This is a genomic window from bacterium (assembly GCA_012517375.1).
Taxonomy (GTDB): domain Bacteria; phylum Hydrothermota; class Tepidihabitantia; order B3-TA06; family B3-TA06; genus JAAYVC01.
Genome location: JAAYVC010000009.1, coordinates 16,706 through 43,209, shown reverse-complemented (window position 1 = coordinate 43,209; position 26,504 = coordinate 16,706). Strand labels below are relative to the sequence as shown.

Annotated in this window: 21 protein-coding genes and 1 tRNA gene; 17 read left to right on the top strand and 5 right to left on the bottom strand. The window is 44.9% G+C overall.

What is annotated here, in order from left to right; all coding sequences use genetic code 11:
* The first annotated feature begins 7 nt into the window (after positions 1–7).
* The 13 genes from GX441_01240 (at position 8) to GX441_01180 (ending at position 15,513) form a co-directional block, all read left to right on the top strand.
* The gene (locus GX441_01240; protein ID NLI97264.1) at positions 8–1,672 is read left to right on the top strand and encodes a hypothetical protein; all 1,665 of its coding nucleotides are present in this window, start codon (positions 8–10) and stop codon (positions 1,670–1,672) included.
* 13 nt (positions 1,673–1,685) lie between these two features.
* Complete coding sequence (locus tag GX441_01235; protein ID NLI97263.1) at positions 1,686–2,993, top strand: hypothetical protein; 1,308 nt, start codon at positions 1,686–1,688, stop codon at positions 2,991–2,993.
* A 3-nt stretch (positions 2,994–2,996) separates the two neighbouring features.
* On the top strand, positions 2,997–5,657 hold the full coding sequence (locus GX441_01230; protein ID NLI97262.1) for a tetratricopeptide repeat protein: 2,661 nt from the start codon (positions 2,997–2,999) through the stop codon (positions 5,655–5,657).
* 65 nt (positions 5,658–5,722) lie between these two features.
* Positions 5,723–7,243, top strand: coding sequence for a tetratricopeptide repeat protein (locus GX441_01225; GenBank protein NLI97261.1), 1,521 nt, complete (start codon positions 5,723–5,725; stop codon positions 7,241–7,243).
* Between the two features lie 31 nt (positions 7,244–7,274).
* Complete coding sequence (locus tag GX441_01220; GenBank protein NLI97260.1) at positions 7,275–8,645, top strand: hypothetical protein; 1,371 nt, start codon at positions 7,275–7,277, stop codon at positions 8,643–8,645.
* A 95-nt stretch (positions 8,646–8,740) separates the two neighbouring features.
* Complete coding sequence (locus GX441_01215) at positions 8,741–9,061, top strand: hypothetical protein (protein NLI97259.1); 321 nt, start codon at positions 8,741–8,743, stop codon at positions 9,059–9,061.
* Between the two features lie 33 nt (positions 9,062–9,094).
* Entirely contained in the window at positions 9,095–11,611 is a 2,517-nt protein-coding gene (locus tag GX441_01210; GenBank protein ID NLI97258.1) for a tetratricopeptide repeat protein, read from the top strand.
* Positions 11,612–11,954: 343 nt separating this feature from the next.
* Complete coding sequence (locus GX441_01205) at positions 11,955–12,677, top strand: MotA/TolQ/ExbB proton channel family protein (GenBank protein NLI97257.1); 723 nt, start codon at positions 11,955–11,957, stop codon at positions 12,675–12,677.
* Positions 12,658–13,092 carry a biopolymer transporter ExbD gene (locus GX441_01200; GenBank protein NLI97256.1) on the top strand — a complete coding sequence of 145 codons (435 nt, stop codon included), beginning with the start codon at positions 12,658–12,660 and terminating at the stop codon, positions 13,090–13,092. The genes GX441_01205 and GX441_01200 overlap by 20 nt, the downstream gene beginning before the upstream one ends.
* Complete coding sequence (locus GX441_01195) at positions 13,092–13,520, top strand: hypothetical protein (protein ID NLI97255.1); 429 nt, start codon at positions 13,092–13,094, stop codon at positions 13,518–13,520. The genes GX441_01200 and GX441_01195 overlap by 1 nt, the downstream gene beginning before the upstream one ends.
* A 12-nt stretch (positions 13,521–13,532) precedes the next feature.
* Positions 13,533–14,498: a TonB family protein gene (locus GX441_01190; protein NLI97254.1), complete on the top strand. Its 966-nt coding sequence runs from the start codon at positions 13,533–13,535 to the stop codon at positions 14,496–14,498.
* Between the two features lie 10 nt (positions 14,499–14,508).
* A complete protein-coding gene (locus GX441_01185; protein ID NLI97253.1) occupies positions 14,509–15,333 on the top strand; it encodes a hypothetical protein in 825 nt (274 codons plus the stop codon).
* A 105-nt stretch (positions 15,334–15,438) separates the two neighbouring features.
* Positions 15,439–15,513: transfer RNA gene (locus GX441_01180), tRNA-Asp, on the top strand.
* 16 nt (positions 15,514–15,529) lie between these two features.
* Here GX441_01180 and GX441_01175 read toward each other — a convergent pair.
* From GX441_01175 to GX441_01165, 3 genes are all read right to left on the bottom strand, one after another.
* Complete coding sequence (locus tag GX441_01175; GenBank protein NLI97252.1) at positions 15,530–16,288, bottom strand: small multi-drug export protein; 759 nt, start codon at positions 16,286–16,288, stop codon at positions 15,530–15,532.
* Positions 16,258–17,946, bottom strand: coding sequence for a hypothetical protein (locus tag GX441_01170; GenBank protein ID NLI97251.1), 1,689 nt, complete (start codon positions 17,944–17,946; stop codon positions 16,258–16,260). Before GX441_01170 ends, GX441_01175 begins: the two co-directional genes overlap by 31 nt.
* 128 nt (positions 17,947–18,074) lie before the next feature.
* On the bottom strand, positions 18,075–19,064 hold the full coding sequence (locus GX441_01165; protein NLI97250.1) for a hypothetical protein: 990 nt from the start codon (positions 19,062–19,064) through the stop codon (positions 18,075–18,077).
* A 234-nt stretch (positions 19,065–19,298) separates the two neighbouring features.
* Between GX441_01165 and GX441_01160 the strand changes: the two genes are divergently transcribed.
* Genes GX441_01160 through GX441_01150 form a run of 3 tightly spaced genes read left to right on the top strand, consistent with a single transcriptional unit; the run spans position 19,299 to position 22,938 of the window.
* Complete coding sequence (locus tag GX441_01160) at positions 19,299–20,450, top strand: UPF0164 family protein (GenBank protein ID NLI97249.1); 1,152 nt, start codon at positions 19,299–19,301, stop codon at positions 20,448–20,450.
* 4 nt (positions 20,451–20,454) lie between these two features.
* On the top strand, positions 20,455–21,738 hold the full coding sequence (locus GX441_01155) for an adenylosuccinate synthase (protein NLI97248.1): 1,284 nt from the start codon (positions 20,455–20,457) through the stop codon (positions 21,736–21,738).
* A gap of 33 nt (positions 21,739–21,771) precedes the next feature.
* Positions 21,772–22,938: a hypothetical protein gene (locus tag GX441_01150; protein NLI97247.1), complete on the top strand. Its 1,167-nt coding sequence runs from the start codon at positions 21,772–21,774 to the stop codon at positions 22,936–22,938.
* Positions 22,939–22,940: 2 nt separating this feature from the next.
* Here GX441_01150 and GX441_01145 read toward each other — a convergent pair whose 3' ends face one another.
* Both GX441_01145 and GX441_01140 read right to left on the bottom strand, forming a co-directional pair.
* Positions 22,941–24,044, bottom strand: a complete 1,104-nt coding sequence (locus GX441_01145; protein NLI97246.1) for a T9SS type A sorting domain-containing protein — start codon at positions 24,042–24,044, stop codon at positions 22,941–22,943.
* Between the two features lie 90 nt (positions 24,045–24,134).
* Complete coding sequence (locus GX441_01140; GenBank protein NLI97245.1) at positions 24,135–25,481, bottom strand: replication-associated recombination protein A; 1,347 nt, start codon at positions 25,479–25,481, stop codon at positions 24,135–24,137.
* Positions 25,482–25,583: 102 nt separating this feature from the next.
* Between GX441_01140 and GX441_01135 the strand changes: the two genes are divergently transcribed.
* On the top strand, positions 25,584–26,495 hold the full coding sequence (locus tag GX441_01135; protein NLI97244.1) for an oxaloacetate decarboxylase: 912 nt from the start codon (positions 25,584–25,586) through the stop codon (positions 26,493–26,495).
* The last annotated feature ends 9 nt before the right edge of the window (positions 26,496–26,504 follow it).

Here is a 26,504-nt window from a genome sequence, read left to right as displayed (position 1 = left end):
GAGGGAAATGATGAAGAAGATTCTTCTTCTTACCGTCCTTCTTGCTACTATTGCCCTCGCGCAAAATTTTACTTTCGAGGGCATCCCGAATCCGGCAACTGTCGGACAAAAGTATGACATCACAATAACTGCAACTGAAAATACGGGAAATGTCAAACTCTATCTCGTGGTTGGATCCGATGCTAAAGAGTTTGTTATTCCCACGGATACGACTTTCGACGGTACGTCAGAAGTTACTTTTCCCCTTGAATTTACTTATGCGGGGAATGGTGTCAAGCTGCGTTGTGTTGATCCTATTGACGGAGACATCGGCGAATCAGATGCCTTTGATATCAACGCCGGAGCCTCCTCAAAATGGTTAATTGTTGCGCCTGGACAGACATACGCTCCGGGAACTCCGACCGGCAAAACCGGTACAGGTTCAGTTACCGCAGGCGATAGTGCCGATTATAACGTTTATGTAGTTGATAAGTGGTATAACGACAAAGGCGGCTCTGATATTCCGGAACTTGAAACTACTGATCTTTTCGGCCATGTACCTGAGACTGCTAACGTTGGAGTGAACAAAATCGAACTTCGCACTGCTGGCTCACGTACGGTTACAGTAAAAGGCGGAAGTTATACTCAGGATGTTTGTAACGTAATAGTCAATGCAGGCGCCGTGACGCAACTTCAAATTCTAGCACCTGATCAAGTGAATCTTCCAGGTGATGATTCGACTACCGCAAACGGCCCTAAAAAGAAAGCCTACCCAGGCACAACAGGGACTCCCGGTAAGGCAAGCGTCGGTTCGCCCTACATAGTTAAAATCTGGGCGGTCGATAAGTGCTGGAATGTAGTTACCAGTTATGGGCCATATGAAGTTAACGTCTTTGAATCTGGCAACAACACCGATTTAACAAGCACTACGGACGACACCATCAAATCAGGCAAAAACGATAATGTGAATGTTAAATTCACGACTGATAGCCCGACTAATATTTATGCCAAAGACAGCAACGGAAAGAACACGTCTTATAACACCAGCGTAGAAGTATTGGCAGGGATTGACTCATTAACGGCTACACTTAATCCTGCGATTGTACCAAAGGATGTCCATTCTACCCTTCATATTGAAGCGTATGAAAGTGCGAAGCCAGTAGCATTAGATTACGCTTACGTGGAGCTAGCTGAAGGCCCTAAAGAGTCTTTCCATATAGAAGATTCCACAAAAATAGTCGACGGCAAATGGGAATTGACCATTGTAAACGGAATAGCCGAGACAGAGGTCTGGGCCAGTGCTGAAACAACATACGTTCTAAAAGTAACTGCCGGGGAACAAACTAGAAATGTGACTCTTAATGTCAAAGACATTACCGGGCTTACAATAGCTCCCAATCCCTGGAAGTACGGTGCAGCCGGACACAATGCCATCAATTTTTCCTATAAAGTAGAACAGGCTGGTGCAGCAGAAGTTATGCTTCTCATTACAGATATTTACGGCAATGTCGTCTATAAGAATATCTTTACATCAGGAACACCTGTTCAGCCCGGTCAGCAGACTATCTCCTGGGATATAAAAAATGGTAAAGGCAACTCAATATCGAGCGGCATGTACCAGGCAGTGCTTAAGATTACACTAACTAACCTAAGCACTGAGGTGCTCAGGAAAAACCTCATGGTGATCTGGTAAGGTCTAGGAGGCAATGATGAAAGCAAAATATTTACTCGCAATCGTGCTTCTTCCCCTAATCGCCGGCGTGGCTTTTGCCCAACTGGATTCATCGGCAGTGGGCGGCAGCGGAGCCATGTTATTCGAGGCTGGCGGAAGCGCCCGTTCGCTTGCAATGGGTCAGGCCAACACCGGACTTGCCGATCAGGGCGAAGCCGTTCTATACAACCCTGCAGGCCTTGCAGAAATTCACTCTGCACAGCTTGCCCTTATGGGCGGTTCCTTGTACGGCGGATGCGCTCAGAGCGTTCTTTCGTTCAACATGCCCTGGGCGACCTTCGGCACATTCGGCCTTACCTACACTGGAGCTTTCGGCGCTATCGAGGATCCCGTTGGTCCTGACGGACAGCCCATCAGCGACCAGAGCATGAACAATTCAGGCGTTTTGATAAGCTATGCCAAGAAGTTCGGATTCCTCGGCGTTGGTGTTGCCCCGAAACTCATGTTCAGCCAGCTTGCCGACGAGCAGGCTCTTGGCTTTGATGTCGATGCAGGCTTTTCGTTCTATCCCATGAGTTTTGTGCCCTCCCTCTCCTATGATATGATAACCTTAGGTGTTGCAGTCAAGAATATCCTCGGCGCTACAATGGACTTTACGGGCAGCGGTATGGAGCCTGCAAACCCGCGCATCATCCGCGCCGGTCTCGGCCTCAGGCTTCTTGATGACCGCGTAAAGCTCGGTTCGGATATCTCCTACACTCTCGGCGACAACTCAAAGTTCGGCTGGTACGAAGGCCTTGAAGTTTATCCTGCAAAGCCGCTTGCCATCCGTCTTGGCGTAAACGATAGGTTCTTTAGCGCTGGCCTTGGCATCATCACCGAACTTTCCCGCAACCTTGGACTTGAAATCAATTACGCCTTCATGATGAATCATGCAAGCGAATTTAATCTGGACCCCATCCATAAGGTTTCATTGAATCTTGATCTCAAGAGCGTCGCAGGCGTCTGGGTTGAATCAAAGCCGGCACAGCTTAATTCGCCTGCAGATTATGCAGAGATAGTTGTCCACGGTAACTCCCAGTTCAAGAACCGAACCAAGCGCTGGATATTCGAGATTAAAGATGCCGGTGGAAACGTCCGATATCGTCAGACTCGTGACGTATACGGCGAGATCGACGAACTGCCAGCAAAATTCACATGGAACGGCGTGGATAATATCCGCGGCGGCCAGGTAGACAATGGCACCTATTACTATTCAATCAAGCTTTTTGATAAGCTTGGGGACCAGATTGTCTACGACGGTCAGCTTGTGAAGGTTGACTGGAAAGGCGTTAGGAGATAAGATATGAAGAAGGCAGCAGCCCTAGTAGCAATACTTATAGTTGCCGGGGCTCTCTTCGGTCAGGCAACGGACAAATTCATGTCCGATTACGAGAAGGCCGAGAAGCTTCTTTCCCAGAGAAATTACCAGCAGGCGTATGAGACCTACAACGGTCTCATACGCGATGCCGGCTCTCGCGGTTTTGCGGCGGAAATGAAGTACAGGACCGCTCAATGCGCCTATAATCTAGGGCGCTTTGAGGTCGCCATCTCGCTTCTGGAAAAAGCCCTGAACGAAGACATCCCCGCCGACTCCCGTTACGCCTACCTTGCTCCTCAAATCAAGTTTTCTCTCGGCTTGTGCTACTTCCAGATAGGCGAGGTGCAGAGGGCGCAGAGATTCCTTGATGAAGCGCAGGACATGGGCGGAATGGGTATCGCGGATTATCTCATTCGCAAAGACTATAAAACTGCATTCGATCATCTAAAAGATAAGGAATACCCGGTAGACAAGCTTTTCCTTGCGCGAAGCCTGATAAATTCGCGCGATCCGGCCTTTTTCAGCGATATTCGTTCAATACTTACTGAATTGTCGGATGACACCAACCTGGAAGAACTTGTCGATTTCAGCCGCGCAGAGATGTCGTTTTTCAATATGGATTACGCAACGGCAAAGAATGTTTTTAGAGATTTCATGACAAAGTATCCGCAGACCGCTCTGAGACCTTTTGCTGAGTATTACCTTGCTTGTACTTACTACCACGATAGGGAATACCGCTACTCTGTCGATTTGTTGAGCAAGCTTACCGATCCTAACAGGAATGGTCAGGTCCTTGCCGCCCATGCCTACTTTATGAGAGGCGAGGCATACAGAGAACTCAAGTTGGCGGATAGCGCGATGTTTTCCTTTGAGCAGGCAAGAATTGTAGCTCCAAACTCGATGGTTGATTTCTACACAACGTATCGGCTTTACGAGATAAATCGTAAAGAAGGGAATCTTGATATAGCCAAGGCAGAGGCCCAAAGGCTCGGAAGGATTGCTCTTACGAACCGCGGCCAGGGTATGATGGAGAATCTCTCCAGTATGGTTCTCGGAAATATTGAATTTGATCAGGCAAATTACACTCAAGCGCTCAACTATTATAATGCGGTTACTACGAATATTCCTAACGCGGATGCGCCACCAGAAGAGCTTCTGATATACGAAGGAACCATGACGATGGCTCTCTTAGCTCTCAACCGGCAAGATCAACAAGCGAGCTATAGCGACGCAATGTCGAGACCGAAAACGTACCTTTCGCTGTTCAAGCAAGACTCGGTTGCGATTCAATACGGCGGCGATTGGCGTGCATACCTTCTCTACAACCAAGCGGATGCAACGTATTACTCATCATATACTAGAGGAGAAATTCGCAACATAAAGCGGCGCGAAGATGCCAGAGTGTTGTATCAAGCGATTCTTGAAAAGTACCCCGAATCTTACATGAGCACTCTTGCAAAGGTTTCGATTGCTTGGTACAACATGGAAGCGAGACGTTTTGATGACGCTATTGCCAGCTTCGATAATATTATTGCTAACACATTGAAAACGGATGCGCTTGTTCTTGCCGCCTATGGCCAGGGTCTTGCTCATTTTTATAAAGGGGATTACCAGAATGCTGCCAACTGGTTCTTTGACGAGGCTGCTTACAGGAACGATATGCGCATCGCAGTTAGACGCGAGGAAGCTACATCTGATATTCACTATAATGAAATAGCCGATAGTCTCATCGATCGCGCGCTCTTCTGGCGCGGCAGGTGCTTTGAGCAGTTGAACTTTTACGGAGATGCTCTTCAGGTTTACCAGCACATTGCGGATTCATTCCCTCAGCGTAATACGGCCGGCGAGGCGTCACGAAAGATTATAGAGTTCTTCATTCGCGCCAAGCAAGTGGATAAAGCAGTGGCAAAAACCGAAGAAATCAAGGGGAAAATGACCAGAAACAGGCCTGTTTACAAGGATGCGTACGGATACGGTTTGGCTTCCCTTTTCGATTACTACCAGGGAATTGGCGATGAAGCCACTGCAGAGGTCTACGCAAAGAGACTTACCAGCGAACTTGGAACCACAGAGCCTATCGAAGTGCTGTATTATCGTCAAGCCATGCGGGACACATCAGTTGCGGACATTGCGGATCTCAGGGAAAAGATAGAGAAAATCAGAGCAAGAAATCCCCGCAGCGCGTATCTGCCTGATCCTCTCTTTCTTTTGAGTGTCCTTTTATTCGAGCAAAAAACATACGATGAAGCTAAAAACGTGCTTGTAGAACTCAAAAACTGGCCTGACGATAACGCTACGAAAGACAGGATGCCTGAAATTACTGTTCAGCTAGCAAGAGTTTATATCTCCAGTGAATCCTATCAGGATGCCATTACGCAGCTTGAAGCCTGGACGCGTTATTATGAACAAGGAGACAATGCACGGCTCGATTTGGCTCCGAGCGTTTACTATTATCTTGGTTTATCTTACATGAGGCTTGCTGAATCTGAACAGTCGCCGCAGGTTCGGGCAGGCAACTATCGGAAAGCTATTTCCAATCTTCAGACGATAAAAGATAGATACAAGGATAGCGATTTTTACAAACGCACTGGCGTGTCTGCTGATGTTGACAGGCTAATAGAACAATGCAAACGAAAGATTGGTTAAGGTTTGTCTTAACCTTTCTCGTAATTTCATCTGCATTTCCCCTCCAGATTCAAGGGGAAATGCAGATGACTCTTATTGAAGAGTACAAGGGTGTAATAAGGGAGCAGAAACCGCACGGATTGTTTCATTCCAGTATTGAATTGATAAAAGGGGGTTTTTCGCCGGAACAAGTTACTGCATTAAAGGATCTTGTAAAAAAAATGGAGTCACTGGCTGCCTACAGAGACGGCCTTGAGAATTTAATAATACTAGACCTTTATGAAAAAGGGAATTATGCCGCGCTTCTGAATGACGCTCAAGATTATATCGCTCGCTACCCTCAGGGAGATCCGACATTCAGACCTCATATGCTTTTTAACATGGCAGAAGCTTATTACTATCAGGAACAATACCAGGATGCTATGCTGCGTTACCGCGAACTCATGGACGATTACCCGGCTTCCGAGGTTTACGAATACGCTCATCACGGTCTAGCGTGGTGCCTCATGCATCTCGGGCGGTACGATGAGGCAAGAACTGTATTCAAAGATACATTTAGACCTGTGTCGCCGGATCTGATCATATCAACATTCTACGGTCAGGGGATTAATGAATTCAACTCGGGACGGTTTGACGAGGCGATCAGATACTTCTTTGATGACAAAGAATATCAACAGATTCCAGTCGAAGGCATATGGGGACCTTTGGCCAAGTCTCTGGTTCCTAAAAATCTATACTATAAGGGACTAGCTTATGACAGACTGGGTGAACAGGCTACAGCTTTACAATATCTTCGCCGTGTAGCCGACGATTATCCCAATCACCCTAAAGCACTGTCTGCAACCTATCTTGTTGGATGGCTTAGCTTTTCCACTGAAAACTATGATCTAGCAGTATTGTATTTCAATAAAGCCCTTAGCCTTGTCAAGGACAGTTCGGCTATCAGGGATATACGCATTAATCTTTCTCAGGCATATTACAATTCCGGAAGATTAAACGATGCTATAGATAACTGGAAATTAATCCGCAAAGGTTGGGGTGCAGCTTCTGCCAATACGGGTCTTGACATGTGTTATTCAAGGCTTGCAGCCGAAGCTCTGGCAGGGAATTACGGAATACTTCCAACTGATAGTCTTGAGAATCTTTTGAAGAATTTCGCTCAAGATGTACCTAACTCAAAAGACCTGCCCATTTATCAAATGCAGCTGGCGACCCGCTTTTACGATGAAGCAAAGTATGAAAAATGTCTTGCCTGGACCGCTCTGGCTACGGCTTCGCAAGCAAGCGAGGATGTAATTAAGAGCTCAAGGTCATTGCGGCTATATTGCTTTTACCCTCTCAAGGACTGGGATAAACTAATAACAGAGGGAGAAAGATTCAAAAGCCAGTACGTGTCCGATTTCACCTGGGATATGGCATTAATGCTTGGTGTTGCCTATGCTTCTAAAGCGCAATCCATCAAGAGCGCTAGTCCGACGGAGTCAAAAGACATGTTCCGCAAGGCAATCACCATGCTTGAAGACTATCTTGCAAGAGCGCCTGCGGCGGAATCGAATCGGGAATGGGCTACGAAACTTCGTGACGACTGCCGCCTGCAGACGCAGTAGAACGTTTCAAATCTAATTCAAGGAGGGAAAAGTGTTTATTCTTTTAGGTCTATTCCTTCAAATCAAAGAGGTCGAGAACTGGCAAGATAGCATTTCCACTTACCTTGAAATAATTCAAAACTACCCCGATTCAACAATTGCAGCCGAAGCATACTTGAAAATGATTGATATCTATACGGCAGCAGGAGATATAGATTCGGTGGAGATTATAACTGATCGTATTAAAAAAAAGGATAAGGGCATTTATAGAGAAGCCTACCGGCACGGATTGTCTGTACTATACAATTATTACCAAGACATGGGTCAGAGAGATAAGGCGGGTGAATTCATAAGGAAGCTAGCCAGGGATTATTGTGGGGTCAGCAATTACAGAAGTACCCAAGTTTATCGTCCAGAAGAAATAAGTGTTGAAAAAATAAAAGAATTGATTGATGAGGAAAAAATGAAACATCTGACGCCGCAACCGTTGTTCTTGATGAGTTTTCTTTTGGCGCTCGATTCGAGCTATACAAAAACGGAATACATTTTGTTGGAACTAAAGAGCTGGCCCGATAGCCAAGCCGTAAAAGGGATGATGCCTGATGTATCTTATCAACTGGCAAACGTATACTACCAGTCCGAAAAATACTACTATGCAATCGATGAGCTTAAAACATGGTTAGGGAAGTACGATACGCTCGATGAACCAGAGGTAGTCCAGTTGAAGCCTAAAACTAGATACTTACTTGCAAAAACCTATGAAAAGATACAATACTACGGGGATGCTCTATTGATATATCAATGTATCATCGACAGTTTTCCTAAGTTACCGGAGTCTCAAAAAGCAATAATAAAGATAATGGAGTTTTATCTCAAAGCAGGTCAGTATGATATCCTTGAGCGACAGCTTCAATCATCCCAATATCAATTCGATTCCTCATATTTTTCAGATATAAGCTTAATTAGAGCCAAAGTCTACATAGGCCAGAATCGCTATGAGAAGGCTAGAGCTGAACTAGAAAGCTGGATCTCAAAATATAACTCGGTGGAGATCACGAGAAACGACCTCAAGCCGGAGGTCTTGTACCTCCTTGGGATAATTCTCGAAAAGCACTACAAATCGTACTCCGAAGCGTTCGATAAATACTCAGAAGTCTTTGAAAATTACCCTAATTCGGAATGGGCAGGAAAGGCGGCAAAGAAGATAATTGTATTTCGCATCCTTGCCAAACAGGTAGACAAGGCAGTAGAGGTTACGGAAGAAGTCAAAAAAAGACTTTATAAAAGTAGCGAAGTTTACAAGAATGCATACGCCTATGGCGTCTTGTCGCTTTTCGAGTATTATACTTCGCTTGACCAGAAAAAGACTCCTCTTGCGAACAATTCTTTAAATCCCTTAGCATCGAGAATTTTTACAATATAGGGAAGTCTGATTTTGAAAAAGGTGATTATGAAGATGCACGGGATATCCTTTCAAAAATAAAGCTCCTGAAGGAATGTGAAGAGGCGAGGTCAATAATGCCGGAAGCCCTCGTCATTTTAGCCAAAAGCTACTACAACCTTGTCAATTACAACCAGGCGATAAATGAACTTGAAGAATGGCTCGAGTACGGTGAAGATGTAAAACAAGAGCATATTCCTCTATTACCAGAAATCTACTACTATCTGGCATTATCCTATTCTAATATACCGGAGGGTTCCTGCAAGGCGCTAGACAATTTTAGAATCATTAAAAGCAACTATCAGGATACAGAATTCTATAAATCAGGGGGTATATCAGCCGATATAGAGCAAAAGATAGCAGAAAGTGAAAAGGCTTGCAACGGCAACGTTAAGTGAGTATCATATCTTAAATCTTCAAGGAGCGTCTGGATGAGTTTTATATTTACAATACTTTTAATCGGTCAGGGGAATCTGGGGGTTCAGCAGGTCGAGGCATCAGAAGTGCTTCAGCGCAAGCCGAAGTTTGCGTATAAGTTGCCTGAATGGGTCACGGATGAATATCTATTCGCGCAAACGGGGTTTTCCCTTGACGATGAGATTGAAAAGTGCATTGATGCCACCATACTCTTATCAGAACTTGGGGGTAATCCCTTGATGCCTGCCCTGTCAGAATCCTATGAGCAGCTTGCAAGACTCAGACCTGACAGCGCGCTTAAATCGCTCGAAATGCAGCTTACGTTTAACCCTCCTCCCGATGCACGCCGTCAGATACTTTTATATCGAATCACGGCAGACTGGCTAAGAGGTGACCTTTCTGGCGTAAAGGCAAGCCTTAAAACCCTTGAGGCGGATAAGGAAGCTTCTTCAGGCGCCCCTATGGAATACATCCGCTCGCTTGTTTCATATCTTGAGAAGGGCGAGATTCCATCAAAGGATTCTCTTCTTTACTTTCTTTTTGTCAAAAGAGACGCAAGGAAGGCGCAAAGATTTTTACCGTCAAGAGAGGTTACGGCTCAAGCTTTAAGATACCATCTGGAGGATTCAGTCTCCACATTACCTTCCGGAAATGTTGGCAGATATCTCAGGGTGCACCGTCTGGTAAAGGCAGGTCTTTATAGCCAAGCTCATGATTCTCTGCAGGTTCTTTCCGAGATTCGCACGCCTTATAGCTCGCTTGTTAAATATGACATGGCTGAGGCTCTCCTGTGTCTAAAAAAGTCCAGAGAGGCGCATCTTGCGGTCCCGGACACATTCCTTTACCAGTGGCTTCTTCCTGAACGTGCGCTTGCCATGATTCGCGGCAGGGTTGAATGGATGGAGAACAGACCGGATGCCGCCAGGACATGGTTTAAAAAAGCTTCTGAAAACCCGTCGTATGCCGCTTATTCTCAATGGATTATAGGAGGCGGTGCCGGCGACCCGACTACACAGGCGTATTTCGAAAAGCGAAAGGCATCCGACTTGTACAACTTGCTTAGAGTTTCTGGGTATATACGCAAGGCGGACTATACTAGTGCACTGTTAATCCTAGGCAACATGATACAGAGTATGGATATGTCTAGTATTTCAAGCATGTCGAACATTATTCTTGCCGTTTATGCAGCATGTGAGAATGAAAAAAAAGAATATCAGCTGACACTTTCCCTTGCCGATGCAGTCAAGAATCGTGGTCAGGTCCTTGCTTCAAATCTTGGAAAAAGAGAAGAGGATTATTTCGCTACGGCAGCTCATGTGGCTGTTGGAGACGCATACTACTACTCTGGCGGGCGCTATGAGAAAATGGCAAGACCATATTACGAATACGCTATTCAGAGCTCTTATAAAGAACTGCGTCATCAAGGCTATTTCGGGCTGGCTTGGGGTTTTTTAACAGACAGAAATACGGGAGAAGTAAAAAAAATAGTAACGGCATTATCCGCCGATCAGCCGACCGAAATGGAGTCTCAAACTATTATTTTTCTCGAAGGATTAAATTATTACGCAGCCAGAGACTTCCGCGTGGCTGCGGAAGTTTTCTCGCGTTTAAACTTTTCTTCGGTTCCAGAGATGCGAATGCAGGGGCTATACTTTGAGGGACGTTCATATGAGCAAAGCGGCCGTTTCGACTTGGCAGCTTCAGCATATGAAGACCTTCTTGCGGCATTTCCGGCTTCAGAAGAGATTCGCGATGCGTGGTCAAGGCTTGCACGCGCCCAGATACAGATGGGGCACCCGGATAGAGCCGAAAAAACACTAGAGAAATTGATTGAACAAGCTAAATTGTACCACTTTCAATTTTCCGATATTTATAAAGAGATACTCCTTGTAATTTTTGATAATGCAATGGCTAAGGGCGACGAAGAACAAGCCAAGGAATTTGCGGAAAGGTTAAGCAGAACTCAGAACTCTACCCTGGCGCTGGAAACTTTTTATTATAGAACCGCTCAAAAAGACACAGCGCTCTGGCAAATCGATCACTTGATCGGGATTATTGCCAGGATGAAGAATATCAATCCTGAAAGTCCTTATCTGCCGACTCTGTTTCTGCAAGCTGCAAGAATGGAGATAGAGTTAGGCGACTACCCGGAAGCGGTTGCAAAATTAGAGAGCATTATTCAATGGCGCAGACTTCCAGAAGTAAATGATATTCTGTCCGAGGCTTCGTTCGAGCTTGTAAGGACTCTTGTGCTAGCAAAAGACTGGGAAAAAACCATACGTCAGGCCGAGATTTATCTTTCATCATATTCCGATTCGGATGAATACTCTTCAAGGGTACTTTACTTCCTTGCTTTTTCGCTCGTCAAAAGAGCCGGCAATAATGACCCCCTCGCTCGTAAAGATGACGGTAAAAAGGCACTTGAAGTTCTTGAGAAGCTTGAGCGTTTACACAAGGATAGTGAATTTGTTAAAAACTCACGCGCTGACATCGACGATTTGAAAAAGTCTGCAGAACTCCTGATTAAATGAAATTTGAATTATCCTAAATCATGGGGACTATTTTTTAGCTATCAGTTCAGGTTTTTGACTTAGGTTTTCACGTAAAGCATCTATCCTATTGACACGAGATGATTTCTGCTCAAAATGCAGATAGTATGATTGAGATTGGCACCAGCATGTTTATTGTTAAAAAAGAACCCCGCATAGGCGGTTCGTTCCGTAAACATTCGAGGCGCTTTAGACGTCTTAGTCATAGTAAAAACAATCATTTAGTTGCAGGCTCTAGTGCATATCCCATCAGGGGATATGGTCTTGACAAACTAGCAAAAGAGGATTATACTTTTGCCTAAGCTTCGCCATAAGGAGGAATTGAATGAAGCAACTGATTGATATAGTTACGCTTCTCTTCACCCGTGCCGCGCCAACTACGGGCATGTCAACTACGGAATCATTCGTAAGGATGATACTTCCATGGGATCCATCGTTCGACGCAACAATGGGACTTCTCGCCCTGATCTCTCTTGCAGCGATAACGCTGGTTGTAGAGAGATTTATATACTTCGGCAAGCGGCGTGTTAACGCAGACAAATACTTTGAAAAGGTTAAAGAAACTTTTACTACCGGTGGCATCCCTGAAGTACTAGCTCTTGTAAAGAATCATGACGTTCCCTTTGCTCACGTGGTTCGCGTCGCATTCGAGAACTATACGCTTCCTGACGATATGATAGCCGAGATGATGGAAAGCGAAATCCTCAAGCAGCGAGTTCAGATGGAACGTTTCTTGGCTGGGATCAACACCATTGGCAACGTAGGACCTCTAATGGGTCTTTTGGGAACCGTTGTAGGACTCATACAGGCTTTCTTGAACATAGCTGTAAGCGGATCAGGCGGTCCGGCTGTAGTAGCAGCTGGAGTGGGTGTAGCATTGTACACTACAGAGTTTGGTCTCGTTATCGCTATTCCGACCATCTTCTTCTACAACTATTTTGCAAAGAAATCCACTGACATAGTGGATGAGCTTGAGACATTTTTGCGCAAGCTGATGAAGCTCATCTCGCTTTCCAAGGGTGGATCTTATGAGAATCCGAAAGCCTGACAAGAGAAGCCACGTCGCGGGACAGGCTAATATTACATCGCTTGTGGATGTCGCTCTCAGTCTTGTCATCTTCTTTATAGTAACTCTGCCCGCTCTGCTTGAGAGCGGCATTTTCGTAAAGGCGCCCGGCGTGCAAACCGTTGGCGGAGCCGATCAAGGCAGCGAGTTTAAGGTAGCCATTTACATCAGGGCAGACGGAACTTATTTCCTGAATGATGAACCTGTAGAGAAAGACAAGATTCCGGCTCTAGTTGAACTTCTGCTGCAGCGCAGCGTAGATAAGCTAGTTGTTGTTCGCGCTGATGGAGCAGTCAGCCATGGAGCGGTTGTAGAGATTCTTGATATGGCTAAGGATAAGAAAGCCGGTAAGCTGGCTCTTCTTAGAGGCGTTCCTCTTGAAGAAGGAGGGGGCTGATGCCTGCAAAGAAAGAATCGCGTTCGCTTATGCCTAACATCATTCCTATGGCAGGAGTAGCCTTGCTCGTAGTTCTGATGATGATGATGACGGCTAATCAGCTTTTAACTCATGAGAATACGCCTGTCGAAGTGCCTTATGCGAACACGATGGAACGCAAGACTGAGGAGAATCTCACGCTTACGCTTCAAGTTGATCCGAACGGAACCAGAAATCTCTATCTAAACGATTCCCTCATGCCTCAGCCTGCAATTGAACGCGCTATAAGCAATAAGATGAGCGCCGATTCATATTATCTTATAGTTATTCGCGCGGATAGATCCGTTCCCTCGCAGTGGGTAATGGATCTTCTCGCACTGGTAAGAGAATCGGGAGCGCAACGAATTGCCTTGTCGACAAAGGCAAGGAAAAAGCCCGCCGAAGGATAAAGGAGTATTGAAATGGTTAAAATTCTGGGTTTCGAGCCTAATCTGAGGCCCAGGGATTGGGGACACGCTTGGAGACTGGCTCTCGTGAATACAGGAAGAGGTCTTGCCGAGATGTTCTCAAACAAGCGGCTATGGATAGGAATGGCAGTTTCGGCGTTGCTTCATGCTCTAATAATAATGTTCGCCCTTGGACTTTTTACAGGAACTAAAATTGAGGAGAGTGACGCAACACTGACTGAGGTGACTTCCTACGACGAGTCGCTTCCACCCAAGGCTCAGCAAATTGTTCAGAGAGAACAGCAATTTCTTACAAGCCCGACCGGGCTGGAAGAAGCTGCACCAATCGATCTCAGCGCCGGGAAGTTTACGTCGCAGGCGAAAATGTCGGTGGATAACTTTTCACTGGATAAGAGCCAGGCTAGTTTTTCCGGTGACGTAATCAGAATTAACCCCAACGCCAAAGTATCCACTGAAGAGATTCTTTCGCAAGCGCCCATTAACCTTGCCAGAGGTACGGGCGGCGTAGGCAACGTCAGTCCCTTTGAAAAAATAGCCGCTACCGGAGGAAGCATTGAACTGAACGAAGGCGCAACTCAGCTTGGTTCAGAAGCGATTAAGAAGCCCACGCTGGTCGCTCAGGAGACAAACGGCGGCGATGCAGCTCAGGCTGCAGGCAGCCAGAAATCCGGATTCTCGCTATCCGGAGATTTATCATTTGCGGATATTGTAAGCAGTGCCATGCCGGCATATCCACCGTGGGCGCGCCAGAAGGGTTTAAGCAACGTTAACGTAAGCATCCAGTTTTCAGCGGATGCGGCAGGCAATGTTTCGCCAACGATGATTGTAATAAAGAGCACCGGCTATCCTGATTGGGATGCACAGGTAAAATCTTCTCTTGCGCGTTGGAAGTTTAAACCTTCTGAAAGCGGAATTGCAAAACGTTCAGCGGTGGTCACTTTCAGATTTATCTTGACCTAGGAGGCAGCAAGTGACAAGGATACTCGGTATCTCTTTAGGAATACTGTTTCTTATGCCCGTATTCATGCGGGCTCAAGAAAAAATATACGAAGTAACTGAGACTGGTCTAATTGAATACAAACCTAAGGCTTTTTACTACGAGATAGATCCCTACCAGCCCATAGGAATAATGCTCGGCAGCACGCGTTTCATCCTTGACGACAATCTCATCACTCAGGTCGAAAAATCGGTCGGACGAAGCACATTCATGGCCGACCCTTTCCTGTTGCGCGTACCTGTTAATGTTACATCCTTCTACGACCTCGATCGTCAAACCTTGGCAATCGACGTTTCATCTTACCAGGAAAGAAACATTGCCAGCTGGACCGTTAACATACTCGACGCTCGCGGGAACACTTTCAGGACAATCCAGCAGAACGGAGCCCTCCCGGCGACAATAAGCTGGGACGGCAGGGGAGACGACCCCAGTCAGGTAATGGCCGTTGGAGACGTGTATTCCTTCATCATCATTCTGAATACTAAAGACGGTTCTCAGATGAGAAAGATAGGCCGTCCGATAGACTTAAACGGAATAGCTTATGAAAATGTTGTTGCAGTGAAGGAAGCGGAAATTGCGTCCTACGATGTGGGAGCAGTTTCTCAGAAAATCGCCAACTATTACCAATATGTCCTTAATCGTCTAAAAGAAAAGGGATTTACGAGTATTCTTATTAAAGCCTCCGATACTTATATTGCAGAAACAGCAAAACAATATCTGGATGAAAGGCTTTATCACACAAAAATAAACGTTCAAGAAGTCCCTGAATACGCCAGGGTCGAGTTTGTGTTTCAGTAGGCACCTCTTTTTGGCGAATTCTAGAAATGAAGAAAGCTCGTGTTGCTTGACACGAGCTTTCTTATTAATATAATTGTCATCCTCTGAAGGTTTGAGAATGAATGAGGAGCCGTAGTTCAGTTTGGTTAGAACGCTAGCCTGTCACGCTAGAGGTCGCGAGTTCAAGTCTCGTCGGCTCCGTTTTTTTAATCATATTTTACTCATCCTGGGAATTCGTTAACCCCTTCTTTTTTCGTCTTTCCAGCCAATATGAGAAAAGCCATAATACAGGCAACACAATCAAAGCCGTAAGTAGACCCCACCATCCAAGAAGAGTAAAAGATGTTACTACTACGTCAGCCGTGATGACCCCAAGGAATATCGTTACAATAGAAGGTAGAAACTGCAATCTCAATACAGAAGAGATTAAGGCTCCTGTCCAGGCGCCTGTCATAGGGAGGGGGATAGCGACAAATATGAACAGTCCTAAGTATTCATAGCGCTCTATTAATCCCCCTTTTCGTTGAGCTCTTTTCCTGAGCCATTCAAAAAAACGTTTGAAGATAGGCATTTTTCCAAGAAGCTTCATTATTGCATCAAGAAAGAGAAGAATAGGAATTACAGGCAGGATATTTCCTAGCAATGCAATCAATGATGCTTCAAGCCATGGGATTTTGAATGCGAGTATTCCCAGTGGAACAGCGCCTCTCAATTCCGAAATAGGTAACATGGATAAGAAAAACACAACGAGACGGTTTCCTAGGCCTCCGCCTTCCATCCAATCCGCGAATCTTTGGCTTAAGTCTTTCTCTTGTGAATTGCTGTTGTTTGATTCTTCGAGTTGATTTGTTTGTGCAATGACAGTTTCACCATGTAATACTTTTTCGCGCGATGACGGCTGAGCACTTGCGTTGCCATGCAACAACAAAAGAATAGACAGTATTGTTAAGGTAAGCCTTTTTTTCGTCTTTGCCATATCTCCAACATTAAAAGTGATCCTATAAGAATCACAATTATAGGTGTTTGTAAAGGTTTCAAAATAAGTGTTTTTCTTTTTGGAAGTGAATTCATGAAAAGTTCGAATCCCTCGGGTGAAGTTATTAACTGGCCTCGATTGTTTTCCGCGAGTGATCTGAGAAAATCGATATTTGCTCCACGGGAAGGTGATTCGGGTTCTTGCGGCATTATTTTAAAGCCTTTTCCTGGGCTGTAAGTTTTCTTTCCCCATCGTACTTCAAGAAAGTATTCCTTTTTCGGGGCATTGACAGAAGCTGTGAGTTTAATCTTATTGGATGAAATGAAAGCGGGAACAAGCTTAATTGAATCCGGGTTGAGCCATGCTTCAAGAGAACCGGCGCTAACTGGTATTTCAGATTCAAGTATCATAGAAATGTAGTTCGCAGAAGAATTGTTGGTAACTATCCTGAAAGGAAACCCTTCTGGATCTAGAAGGTAACGAACCGATGCTCTCAAGAAGAATTTGAAACCTTCTTGATTCCACTCTGTTTGTGCAGGCAAATCAGGCATTTCTAGGGCAAGAATTCTTTTAGCAGGCATCATTGAAGCGAGAAAGATGTTTCCCTTTTTTCCGTAGAGGGCTTGTGTTCCAGGTTTGTTCGAATAGGATGTCTCTTCACTGTGCAGGTTTTCGGGTTCCCACGTCGAGAAAAAAATATCTGAGATAGGAGTGGATATATCCTTGGTATTATTTCTTGATTTTACTGCCTGTAAAGGAAACAAATCTGCTAAGTCGGCAGGAATACCGGAGGCGGATTGGATGAATAAAATAGGTACTTTCCTGTTTGAATAACCCTTAATCAAATTGACTGTTGATTTCGATATATTATGTTGTAATGGTCCTATGATTACAACATCATATGTTTGCTTTGCGGCAGAAAGTGGTTTCCCGGAAGCTAGTTCAATCGCTGATTCAACATTGAAATCATTGATCTTATTCAGTTCGTTTCTTATTACCTCTGTTTCTCTTGAAATAACCCCAGCAATAAACAAGACGTTAATACTCGACGGATTGAAAGGATTAGTTACGCTAATACTATTATTGTCAAGACGGTCTTCTTCCTCAATAGAATCTAAAACGATAAGCAGTTCGGATTGAGGCTTCAAATCCGTGACAGGAACTGTGATTTCCGTAAGTTTTGATGGCAGTATAAGAAGATCGATTGTTTCAAGAAGTTTTGATCCTTCGAAAACTTGTAGTTCGTCTTTTACTTCCTGTTTAAAAGTAGATCTCAACCTTATCTTTAAGAGTTGATTTGAAATAGAGTTAATGGAATCTGATACTAGAAAAGCTTCTTCTATTGATAAGTCTGCAACGTTACCTGAACCGATGGGTTGTGCCCATAATGGGATATCGCTCATTTTCAGATTTGGATTATTGTGACTATTGTTTCTGCCGTCTGATATCATTAAGATTGCATCAGAATTGGAGTTATCTAATTTTGATAGCGCTCCGAATATATCCGTATTTTTTCCCCCAAAGGTTACAGATGATAAACTTTTTCCGGGCCGCAACGAATCAGAAAAATAATAATACTTCAGATTTGATACAGTCTGCAATCTTCGCAATTTTGATTGTAACGTACCTAGTTGATTCATTTTTCCTTCTTCATTCATACTTTTAGAATCGTCTATCAGTATAACAACTCGAGGTTTTGAAAAAAACATCGGTAGTTTTATCTCAGGAATAAATAACAACAAAGTCAGAATCATCAGAAAGGCGCGAAGAAGCCAGTTTAAAAATTTCACGGTTTTTCTTGGATAAGTTGCTCTAGGGAACGCGGGGGAACTGGTATATTAGTGATAATATTTAAAGCATCGGTTTCTCCTGCATAGATTAACTGCCCGTTTTCTTCAAAAAAACCGTCCCCGTCTATATCTGCCCATGCCTCAATTGTAACTGAAGTTTTTTTCTCAATTGCGGTACTGAAGCGCCCCGAACTGTCAGTTAGTGTAGCGGCGAATAAGGAATCATGATCTTTAAAAAGCAATAGTATGGGTCCTTTAGAGGGAGATGATGATTCAACCCTTCCAAAAACTCTATTTAATTCGAGGGCTGAATCTGCATATTCAAAAAAGGCCAAACCATTTCTTGTCTTATTTCCCGCAAAGTCAGCAATCCCTTGCGGAATTAATATATATAAAGGGTGTTTAATCAATGAGCTGTCCTTAAAATTGATGTCGAGTTTTTTCAGGTTCTGTCTCCAATAATACGAAATGTTTGAAACTGTAGGCAGATGAATTACTTTGAAACCGTCGCTTGTGTCCAAAGGTTCATTTGCCTCTAAAGTGACTCTATACGGGAATACAGTTAAGGTATCTTTAGGAAAAGCATTGATGCTTGGTGGAATGGAATCCTTTCGCTCAGAAGCCGTGAATCTGGAATTAATCGAAGAAGCGTTGTTGCTGTTATCAGTCGCAAGACCTATTAGCCTGTATTCTGAAGGCAGCAAAGGGGATGTATAAAAAACAAGTATTTTCGAATTGTCAGTGCTGGCCGTGATGAAACGGATTTCTGCGGTATCTTTGGGAGATAGAATCTGATAGGTTTCTTTCAATACTTTTACAGGATCGATAACTTCATCGAATCTAAGATGAAGCTCATTACGATTAGGCGAAGAGACAGATAAGAGATGGGGAGGGAACTTGTCAGGATTAGGTATAGCTCCCTGTCTAGCGCATGAAACACAAAGAAATAAGATCAGTAAGATCACGGAGCCAGTTTTATTGCCCATAGCCTTTAGTTTATTCTGTGTCCGCCAACTGTCAAGTGTAATACTTTAAACAATAGTAATATAAGAATTATACAAAAGGTTTAGGGGGATGCTTCTTTATTCTGATTGACTAGTATAACCTATTAAGAACATTGACTTAGATAGAAGCAGGTTGGCACAGAAATTGCTACTTGACATGACAGCATAATTATTCTATACTTACACTATAATGACCATTAAGGAGGTCGATAATTGATGCTTAAAAGAACAGCATTACTGATGTTGGGACTATCCGGCTTATTGCTAGGCGCAGCTAAACACAGACCTGGTGCTGTGTTTCTCACCATATGGCCCGGATCGCGTCCTACAGCCCTTGGGGGTTCGTTTACGGCAATTGCTGATGATGCTTCTGCCACATTCTATAACCCGGGAGGTTTAGGTTTTCAGGATAAGATTAACCTCTCTATTATGCATGTTAACTGGCTTCCTGCGCTAGCACCGGATATGTATTATGAATATCTTTCGGTATCTTCACCTTTTACGAAAATCGGGACTTTTTCATTTAACGGTATATATTTAACAACAGGTGAAACCCCCGTTGTTGTAAATGGCTCAAACCTTGGTAGCTATACTACATTTGATTTTTCTCTTGGTTTGGCTTATGGAAGGCAGATAGCTCCCAAGGTCGGAGTCGGCGGCGGCGCAAAATTCATATATTCGTTTCTTGCTCCGCAATGGGTTATTGATCTATACCCTGAGCTGCAAAATACAAGAGGTCAAGCCGTTTCGTGGGCTGTTGACGCAGGGGTTCTTTATAAGCCCTTAAGTAATTTAAATCTAGGTGTGGATCTGCAAAACCTTGGTCCGCCTATATCTTTTTCAGCTACTTCAGAACCTGACCCATTGCCGCTTTCCTTGAGACTGGGCGCAAGTTATAAACCTTTGAGTATAATGTCCAAGGATACTGGTCAGGCGCAATACGAAATAGTCGGGTTGCGTCTGACATCAGACATATCAAAGATCCTTGTCGGAATGTTTGCAATCGATCCCCCTGACGTCGATTCAATGACATTCGGTGAGGAGCTTGGTTACGAAATCTCTGAAAGCTGGCGCAGTATAGGTATGGAGCTATCTATCTTCAGGGAAATACTTACGATTAGAGGAGGTTACTTTTTTGATAAGACAGGCGCCCGGGGCGGTTTCTTTGTGGAGGATGAAAACGGCTTCAATGAGCATATCGGGCTTATCCCGTTTCTTTTTGAGGAACACGGCAAATTAAAAAAAGTAGGGGTAACTTTTGGGGCAGGCATAAAGTACGCAGGGTTCCAGCTCGATATCGGAATAGATGAAAACATATATGACTTTAAAACGACTAACCGAAAGTTCTCGTTAAGCTACACTTTCTGAAGATTTGAAAAACCTTGCGCTAATAGGATTGCAGTGGGGCGACGAGGGCAAAGGCAAGCTTGTTGATAAGCTCTCGGCCCGTTTTGATTTAGACGTAAGATATCAAGGCGGGCCGAATGCAGGTCATACCGTTGTAGTTGGAGGGAAGAAATGGGTTTTTCAACAGATGCCTGCAGGGATACTTAATTCCAATGTCAAGGTTGCATTAGCCTCAGGATGTGTGTTGCATCCCGAGACTCTTTTCGATGAATGGAAGAAGCTTGAAGAGCACGGTATTGAATACCGTGCTCGAACCATGATCGATCCCCGTGTGCATCTTATTCTTCCTCACCATATTCTTATTGACAGGCTCAGGGATGAGGCAAGAGGTGAAAAAAAGATAGGAACAACCGCCAAGGGAATAGGCCCTTGCTACGAAGAGAAAAGCTCTCGCTACGGTTTAAGGGTCGGTGATCTTTTCCTTCCATCTCTTGCAGAACGTTTAGGTCTTCAATTAAATCATGCGAATTCCATACTTCAAGAGGTTTACAAAGAAAAAACATTCGATAAAAACCAGATTCTTGATAATCTAAAGTTTGTTCGTGAAGAACTTACAGGTCTCGTCGGCAATGTATCGGATGAAGTGTATGAATATTTGCGGAACGGAAAAAAAGTTCTTTTTGAGGGAGCTCAAGGCGTTCTTCTGGATGTAGATCACGGTTCCTATCCTTATGTTACATCATCGAATACCGGAACTACGTCTATACCCACTGGTGTTGGTGTTTCGCCTAAAATCATAGATAAAGTTCTTGGACTCACTAAGGCCTATGCGACGCGTGTTGGCGCTGGTCCCTTTCCGACGGAAGCTACAGGAGAAGTTGAAGCCCAGCTTCAGAAACTTGGCAACGAGTTCGGAGCGGCTACAGGCAGACGCAGGCGCTGTGGATGGCTTGATTTACCGATGCTTCGGTACGCGATTAGGCTTAATGGAGTTGATGCGCTTGCAATTACGAAGCTTGACGTTCTTGATTACTTTGATGCTATTAAATATTGTACTGGCTACAGAAAACCAAACGGTGAGACAGCATTGACCGTTTCACCTTGGGATGATAATCCGGGCGAGCCTATATATAAGGAAGCGAAGGGCTGGAAAAGATCAACCGCAGATGTTCGCAATTTTACAGATCTGCCTAAGGCTGCTCAGAGTTACATAAATACTATCTCAAAAGAACTTGATCTCCCGATTTGGTTTGTCTCGGTAGGCGAGGAGCGCGAAGCGACCATTGAGCTTCCAGGATTTCCTTTCTAGAGAATGGCTCTAAAACTATTCTCGCCGTAAAGCGTGATTAGCAAACCTAAACTTTTATTTCATATCTGCTGCGCCCCAGACTCAACAGTTGTTTATGAACGTCTCAAGGACGACTTCGAGACTGCAGGATTTTTCTATAATCCTCAAATAGAGCCTTATAATGAATATGAGAGGCGTCTTGTTGATGCGCGTGAAGTTTCACATTACTTTGGTTTTCCACTTATCCAGGGAGAATACGATATCGAGAAATGGAAGCATGCAGTAAAGGGTCTTGAAAGGGAGCCTGAAAGGGGGAAGAGATGCGAGGTTTGTTATCGCTTGCGACTCGAGGAAACAGCTAAACTTGCCAGAGATATGAAATTCGAGTATTTCACGTCTACTCTTTCAATTAGCCCGCACAAATCCTTCGATTGGCTTAAAAATATAGGTGAAGAACTTGCCGACAAGTACGGCATCAGATTTTTGTCCGAGGATTTCAAAAAGTCGGAAGGTTTCAAAAAAAGCCTTGAGTGGTCGGCGAAGCTTGAGCTTTATCGTCAGGATTATTGCGGTTGTTTGTACTCCCTGAAAAATCGCAAAAGAGTTGTTGCAGAACAGGAAGAATCATACCGGATTTTTGCCAGGCAACTTCAAGGATGCATGCGTTGTAAGGATTTTCTTTCTCCAAGGGCAATATTCCAAGGCGGGGCGAGCCGCCCGCTCATGATCATCGGACAGGCTCCTGGAAAGCGGGAGATAGAAAAAGGCATTCCGTTCTCGGGTCCTGCCGGAAAAAAACTTTGGTCTTGGTTTAATACCCTCGGCTGCTCAGAAGACCATATTCGCTCCAATTCCTACATAACTGCAGTCGCCAAGTGCTGGCCCGGTGTCGGACCGAATGGCAAAGACGACGCGTCCCCCTCCTCCCAACAAAGAGGGAATTGTCTGCCTTGGTTGGAACAAGAGTTTTCTCACGCAAGGCCTAAACTCCTCATCCTGATTGGGTCACTTTCCTCAAAGACCATCCTTGGTAAGGAAGCCGGCATGAATCTGGTCGGAGAAAGGGTTGAAAGCCGCATCTTTAATCGCAAGGTTTCAATAATAGTCCTGCCTCATCCGTCCGGTCTCAACCGCTGGCCGCAAATGCCTGCTAACAAGAAAAAATTCCAAAAAGCTCTAGAGATTCTTTCTTCAGAGTTGAAGAGAATTATAACTTTTTAGTCTCAGTTTATTACAACCTTCTGAACGTGATTTCCTCTTTTCTCCAGAAGGGTGACGAAGTAGACACCTTTAGGTACATCTATTATATTCCAATTCACAGTATGATTGCCTGCTTCAAGATTATCATTAATAAGAGTATTTATGAGCCTGCCTGATGCATCGAAGACTTTAAGCATTACTCTTGAAGGGTTTGATAAGGTGAAGCTGATTCCAACATCTCGGTTCGCTATGTATGAAACTTCCATTTCGGTTGAGGGAAGCGGTACTGGTTCTTCAATGTAGGTTTTGGGTCCTTTATAGCCTATTCTTATCACGTGGAAGCTATCTGTTTCTGTTTCGATAGTACCCTGGTAGTATATACCCTTTGTACCGGATACATCCTCGATGCCGGTTGCAGGATTCTCCGTTTCCCATGATTCGGCAGTCGTATTGTGGTAAATGAAATGTATGAAGTGAGTACTTAACATCTCACCACCTGCTATTTCTTCAAGCAATTCCTTGCCTCCAAATTGCATAATAGCCATGAATTCATATCTGAACGCAGGAGTCTCACCAGAAGCCATATTATGCCATTCGACGAAAAGAGAATTCGCAACAGTATCGTAATAGAAATATACATAGCGCCAGCTAGGCTCAGGACCACCAGGATAATAATCGTTCCATAAAACTGAAAGCAATACATTAGGGGCATTCTCATTGGGGATAGGGGGAATTGTATTCGGCGGCGCGTAGAATCCATCTGGATAGGAAAATGGATCAAAGCTGAGCCAGCCATCAGGTGAAATGTACATTATTTCTCCTGGTCCATACCATATCCCATACAACCAGAAAGAGTCTGGAATTACATATCTATATGGTCGGTCGTTATACGGTGGACATCTAACCGATCCAGGTTTTTCCCATATTGAATAGTCCGAATAAGGTGGTTCAGGCATAGGCGGAAGCTCTGGCGATATAAACGGTGGATCAGACTTGTCATCGTACATGTAGTAGTAGCCTGTTTCCTCGGATGGCGCTTGTACCCACGCAAAAGCGGGGATTACACATGCAACCCCGATCAGGATTGCGGACCCTCCTAGGGCTTTTCTTACACTCACTTCTTCCATGAAATCCTCCTCTTGGATTTACTTAAGATAGAATAAGCTAATTTAAGTTTATGTCAAGGGTATTGAGATTGAACTAGATGATCTTTTGATTCAATTCTTTTTCTTTTTTGCTTCCCTAATTGCTTTTTTTTGTTCCCTGAGTGTTTTGAGTCTTTCCTTCAGTTTTGCCTCGAATCCCCTTTCCGACGGATCGTAATATGTGTGTTTTTCTATTGTTTGAGGACGGTAGTTTTGTTCCTCAACGGCATTCTCGTACGAATGCGGGTACTGATATTCCTTTCCGTACCCAAGTTCCTTCATGAGCTTTGTTGGAGCGTTCCTTAGATGAATCGGCACTGGCTCCGCCTGGGTCTCCTGAACATCCTTGCGCGCGGCTTGAATCGCTCTCAATGTAGCGTTTGATTTAGGAGCAAGAGCAAGATATATAGCCGCTTCCGTCAAATGAAAAACACACTCTGGGTATCCTACAAAATGCACAGCATCCTTTGCAGCGTTGGCTACGACCAGGGCCTGCGGGTCGGCGAGCCCTATGTCCTCTCCCGCGAGTATAACCATCCTTCTTGCAAGAAAGAGGGGGTCCTCACCCGAATCTATCATCCTTATCAGCCAATAAACGGCGGCGTCGGGGTCTGAACCTCTCATAGACTTAATGAAGGCGGATATGAGATTGTAATGCTCCTCTCCGGCCTTGTCGTACAGCAAGAACTTTCTTTCAAGCACGGCTTCCGCAACCTTAACGGTCACTGTTCTTCGTCCGTTCTCGTCAAGCTCAGTCACGTTCACTGCCGCTTCAAGGGCATTCAGGGCGCGCCGCGCGTCTCCGTCCGATACCTTCATTATGAAATCGAGCGCCTCATCCGGAACCTCGGGTTTAAGCGCTCTAAGCCCGCGTTCATCGGACAATGCCTGGAGCATAATTCTTTTCAAATCCTCGGTAGTCAAGGGATTGAAAACGAAAACCCTCGAGCGTGAGAGCAACGGACCTATAACCTCGAAGGAGGGATTCTCGGTTGTCGCTCCAATCAGGGTTATGGTTCCTCTCTCGACGTGCGGAAGAAAAGCGTCCTGCTGAGCCTTATTGAAACGGTGTATCTCATCTAAAAAAAGAATAGTCCTCTTATGATGCGCCTTCCAGACGAGCCTCGCGCGTTCGACGATTTCCTTGATATCCTTTATTCCTGCGGTAACCGCGCTCTTTGCCACGAAGTCGGCGTTTACTAGGGTCGCTATCAGAAAAGCCAAGGAAGTTTTTCCAGACCCCGGGGGACCCCAGAATATCATCGATGGAAGCCGACCGGATTCTATCAGTTTTCGGAGAGGTCGTTCTTTTCCTACAAGATGTTCCTGTCCAGTGAACTCGTCCAGATTTCGCGGCCGCATCCGTTCGGCAAGGGGAGCCTCTGCCGCATCCATATTTGTTTTCCTGTCTGTGAACATATCCACATATCATTATAGGGGTTACATTACCGTAGTCAATTCGTTGACTTGATGCAAAAAGCCATTTATACTTATCGACGCTGAAACAACTGGAGGAAATTTGTGAAAAAAACCACTCAATTAAAGAAGATGATAAACGAGCGCAGGGCGGTTGTTGCCCCTGGTTGCTATGATGTACTTAGTGCAAAACTAATCGAGGAAGCAGGGTTCGAGCTTACCCAGGCTTCAGGATTCGGAATATCAGCATGCCTCTTAGGAAAACCGGACGTCGGGCTTCTGGGATGGAACGAGATGCTCGATATGACGTGGCGCATCGCGCAGGAAGTCAATATCCCCGTTATGGGTGACGGCGATACAGGCTTTGGAAACGCTCTTAACGTGATTCGAACCGTTCAGGATTTCATCCAGGTCGGAGCTGCTGGTTTCAACATAGAAGACCAGGTTTTTCCCAAGCGCTGCGGCCATATGGAGGGTAAGCAGATAGTGTCTGAGGAGGAGATGGTTCTTAAAATCGAGGCTGCAGTTGAGGCAAGAAAGAAGCTGGATCCTGATTTCGTCATCAATGCACGGACGGATGCAATCGCTATTTCCGGCTACGAGGATGCGATAAAGCGAGCGAACGCCTATGCTAAAGCCGGAGCCGATATGATCTTCCTGGAAGCACCCACGAGTAAGGAGATGATCCTCGATGCGGTGAAGCGCATAAACGCACCTGTATCAGTCAATCTCTTCGATTCAGTAGTCGGCGGCAAGACACCGCTCATCCCGGTAGAAGAACTCAAAGCCATTGGTGTCGCCCGTATCTCGGTACCGGTTGGAACCATGTTCGTGGTCGTCAAGGCGCTTCGTGAATACCTGTTCGTTCTCAAGGAGCGCGGGATAATGCCGGACAGAACCGATCTTTTATGCACTTTTGCCGAGTTCAAGAAAGTAGTCGGACTGCCTGAATATACGGAACTCGAGAAGCGTTTCCTGCCGAAGTCGGTCGTTAGCCAGAAATACGGAGCTAAATAGGAGTTACTA